Origin of the sequence: Robertmurraya dakarensis (assembly GCF_900156875.1) — a bacterium.
GTDB classification, from domain to species: Bacteria; Bacillota; Bacilli; order Bacillales; family Cytobacillaceae; genus Robertmurraya; species Robertmurraya dakarensis.
The window spans coordinates 1-4,355 of the sequence record NZ_LT707409.1 but is presented as its reverse complement, the minus strand read 5'-3'; the positions used below and the strand labels follow the sequence as shown (position 1 = coordinate 4,355).

The following is a 4,355-nucleotide window of genomic DNA, read 5'->3' as shown; positions in this document are numbered from 1 at the left end:
TAGGTTCAATCCCGACAATGACTTCCGTTTTTTCGTATTCTTTCATTGCAGCCAAAATACGTTGATAAAAACTCTGAAAACCATCACTAGATTGTAATACTGAGAAAGATTTTTGGAGCACCCGCCCACGATCATCTACAAAGCAAGCGAAATGTTTTCGCTTAGCAATATCGATTCCGACAACGAGTGTTTTTTCGGTGACTTGATTTATTTTCTGATTTTGTTTAAAATCCACTTTGGAGTCCTCCTTGGTTAACTAAGTTAGGGGTCATTTCGCGCTAAGATTTGACACCCCGTAATCATACCAAGAGGGCTCTTTTTTGTTCAAGTCCCCGAAAATCCTTCTAACAGGAATGCTCCTTTATGTGAATTTTTTTCGATATTTACATTGCAATAATCGTGCCAGTTATTAATAAAAATTAAAAATCATATAAAATACAAGTGTACCAATGCATCAGTTTGTTTTGTCTATCATAATTTAGTCCATAAATGTTTTTTTGACCGTTCTCTGTGCGGACAAGGTGAACAGTTCATAAACTTTATTCAAGATTATATTTTTGCATTTTTCGATATAAAGCGCTTCTGGATATTCCTAATTCTTTTGCTGCTTTCGAACGATTTCCGTTTGTCTTTCGAAGAATATCAGAAATGAATTCTCGCTCACTTGTATTTTGGTATGCTTGTTCTACCTCTAAGAACTCTTGGGCATGAAAGGAATCAAGATACTCTTCATCATGAAGGTAGATTATTCGCTCTATTACACTTCTTAGCTCTCTCAAGTTTCCTGGCCAAGAATGTTCTTTGAATATTTTCATTGCACATGAAGTAAAAGAAATTGACTGTCGTTGAACTTTCTCGCAGGCTTCAGATAGCATCGTGTTAAGTATTACTTCAAAGTCTTCAATTCGTTCTCTTAAAGAAGGGATTTTAATAGTAAAGATTTTTAAACGATAATAAAGATCTTCGCGAAACTTTCCTTCTTCAACTAGTTCTTCCAGATTTTTATTTGTCGCAGCCAGAAAGCGTACATTAACCGGAATTGGTGTAGTCCCCCCGACTCTTACCACTTGTTTTTCTTCTAAACTTCTTAGGAGAGTAGCCTGTAAATCAAGTGGTAAATCTGCTATTTCATCTAGGAATACCGTTCCTTTGTCGGTAGCTTCAATTTTCCCTTTATTCCCTTTATGCTTAGCACCTGTAAAGGCTCCACCTTCATAACCGAACAACTCAGAAGTAATTAATTCTCGAGGCAACGCAGCACAATTAATCGCAGTGAAAGGATGATCTCTTCTTTTGCTTTGCTTGTGAATAAAGCGTGCCATAAAGTCTTTTCCGACTCCACTTTCTCCGAGTATAAGAATACTTGCATCACTTTTTGACACCTTTATTGCTTTTTGTAATGTCTTCTGAAAAGCTATATTTTTAGTGTTTAAGTTAAATAGATCATGTTTGCCCTTAGAGGTTGCTATTATTTCCTTAGTTTGTGGATGTATAAGTTTTAGAGTGGCTAACTTTTTGCCTTGACTAATTATTTCTTCTGTTCGGATTGAAAAATGCTTTTTATTTACTTCTAATTCTGTAAATAGTAAATCTTTATCAAAGTCACTCAATACGTTTTTTTCATTTAATCCTAGACTCCCAAAGTTTTCATCGAACAATTTTAAAAAGTCATCAGCAACCTTATTTTTGTATAATTCTGTTCCTTGCGTATCTAATGCTAAAATTCCTAAATTTGGAACATATTTAGTGAGTACATGAGACAACATTTTCTCTTTCATATACAGTTTGTTTAATTGGTACCTTTCACTAATGGTACGAGCACCAGCAACAGCTAGTGCAAGTAATTCTATTAAATTATTTCTAGCTCCCAGACGACAAACATCAAAGGCTCCCAGGAATACTCCATCTACAAAGATAGGACATGCAGAACAATCCCAGTCACGAAAAACTGAACAATAATGCTCCTTCCCTGAGGTAGCTATAGCTGTTTTAGATTTAAGAGCAAGGGACAGTCCTGTTGTACCAACATCTTCTTCAAGCCATCTAGCACCTTCTTTAATTCCACTTTGCTCAGCCACTTTCATAGAAGGGTTATCTCCCAACATTTCAATAAGGTATCCTTCAGCATCCGCAAGTACAAGAAGGTAGCCTTCTCCATTTAAATCTTTAATAAAATCTCTCATTACTTGTGATGCTGCATTTATTAGATCATGATTTCTCTGTCGTTTTTTATTTAAGGCGTCTTTTGAAATATGTGAAGTAACTTTCTCAGTATCAAATGAAATCCCAATCTGTTTACACTTATTCCATGATTCCAGGATTTCTCTTCTTAAATTGATGTTCATAGTACCTTCAAGAGTAAACTGACTCCATATTTCCTTTTGCATCTAATTTTTCCTCCCTCAAGATTTGATTTAACCCAGTTCCAGTTTTTACTTTTAATATCCTTATAGTCAGTAATCAAAAATAAAAGAGACACCTTCGTAATGAAAGCGTCCAATTGAAAGTATAGCCTTACTTCTAAGAATAGCGATTATATTTATATTCACCTTTACGTCTTTAGCTTTGATACTCTAAAGAGCTTTTTTTCGAATATCAGACAAGCACTAATTCCTTAAGTCTGTTATAACAAAATGATATAATTCCCTCCTTGTAGAAGTTGAAACTTCACAAAATAATAGAAAATAAAGTTATACATTTAATAGCATTTTAAATATTTTAGAATATTAAGTCAAATAATAATAATAAATTTATTTTTTGGGGTTATTCTAAAATTTGCATAATTAGTAAGAGCTTTATCTAAAAAAAGAAGCAGATATAAGTGAACTTCCATTAGAGCCTTTTTTCAAATACTCACTTTATTGTGAGGTTAAAATGATACGTAAATTAAATTGAAAAGATAGGCGTTTTATTGTATCGGAGTCTTTTAGTTCTTTTCGGAATTATCCATAAAAAACGAAACATACTGCTCATTAAAAGCTCCTATGCAGCAGCTAGTTGGTTAGCGTATATTTTAAATTTGGCTAAAGGTAAGATGTATTTTATAGAGGAGAACATGACGACGCTATATCGAACATTCCCGAAATAAAAAAATGCTTCATCATTGTTATTGCTTTTTCCTATCCGTGTTATTGTCAGGTTATATTAACCTTTGTAAAAAATGCTAAAAGAATGGTTTAAAAATATTTGCTATTAGAGACCCTGAATTTTTCTAATGGCTGACTTTGGTTATTTCTATTAGTGATGCCTGGATTTCTTTTTGTAAATGGCTAAAGCCAGTATATCCAGGTTTATAACAAAATCTGATAACCATTGTTTCCGTTAACTCTCCAATTACTTTTGCCTTCTGGAAAGCAATCTTATGCAGATAGTTCAATATATAAGATGCTACAAGTTTTAGTTGGTTCGTTAAAGTAGAAAAATTCTTTCGTATAAGATCATTAATAGGTTCCAAAATTATATTCCTTTCTAAAATGAAATGGAAATCTTAACAAACTCTCATTCTTTCATTGTAAATTTAGATTTCTTTATCCTCTTTTTCACATACCTGGTTGCATTTTTAGGTCAGATAGTTCTAGCAATATAGTCCTTAGGTATCTTAATTCCCTTTTGAAGATAGTTTTGTTAAAATGCATAACAGCCTAGTCTATATATCACATTATTCCATTTAGTTATATTACGTATGTGCATGCAGGAGTATTGACGGGGTGGTTTTGGGAAACATAGTTCCATCATTCCCATCCTCCATTGTAAAGTTAGGATTATTCTTAGATAACCCCCCCTGTATTTCATGTGATGTAACACTTATAACAGAACTTGTCGAACTGCCTCCGTTTTTTGATAAGGATGAAGTATTACTATATAAGTAAAATCCACTTAATCTAGACATGATAATGGTTTAACGCTGTCCATGATGATGTAAATGTTCACTATCCCTCTGTCCATATTCTGTATAAATTAATTGTTTTTACAAACACTATTAAAAACGGTTGAAGGATATGTTACGAATGACAGATCTTCATAATAATGATAACTTCCCAAGTTATGAAAAAATTAAATCCATTCTTAATGAATCACCCGATTTGATGTGTCGACAGCTTGAAGTTGGACAAGAGGGGATTCATATTATTTTTATGAAGAATTTAATTAAGCCAGAGATTCTAAATGAATATGTCATTAAATACATTGAAGAACTTTCTGTAGAATACTTACATTACACCTACTTAGCGAAAAACATACCTATAGAAGAAATAAAGGTAAATTTAGAAGAACAAGAGGTAATCTCTTCCCTATTAAATGGATTTGCTTATATTTATTTTTTAGATGAGAAAAAGGCAATCATTGTGAATTGCGCA

The 4,355-nt window shown here is 32.9% G+C and carries 3 protein-coding genes; 1 reads left to right on the top strand and 2 read right to left on the bottom strand.

Annotated features, from left to right (window positions below; translation table 11 throughout):
- On the bottom strand, positions 1-235 hold a 235-nt coding region (locus CZ487_RS09275), incomplete at its 3' end, for an IS110 family transposase (protein WP_139339621.1).
- Between the two features lie 304 nt (positions 236-539).
- Positions 540-2,387, bottom strand: a complete 1,848-nt coding sequence (locus tag CZ487_RS09270; RefSeq protein ID WP_077211921.1) for a sigma-54-dependent Fis family transcriptional regulator — start codon at positions 2,385-2,387, stop codon at positions 540-542.
- 1,620 nt (positions 2,388-4,007) lie between these two features.
- Here CZ487_RS09270 and CZ487_RS09260 point away from each other — a divergent pair.
- On the top strand, positions 4,008-4,355 hold a 348-nt coding region (locus CZ487_RS09260; RefSeq protein WP_139339547.1), incomplete at its 3' end, for a spore germination protein.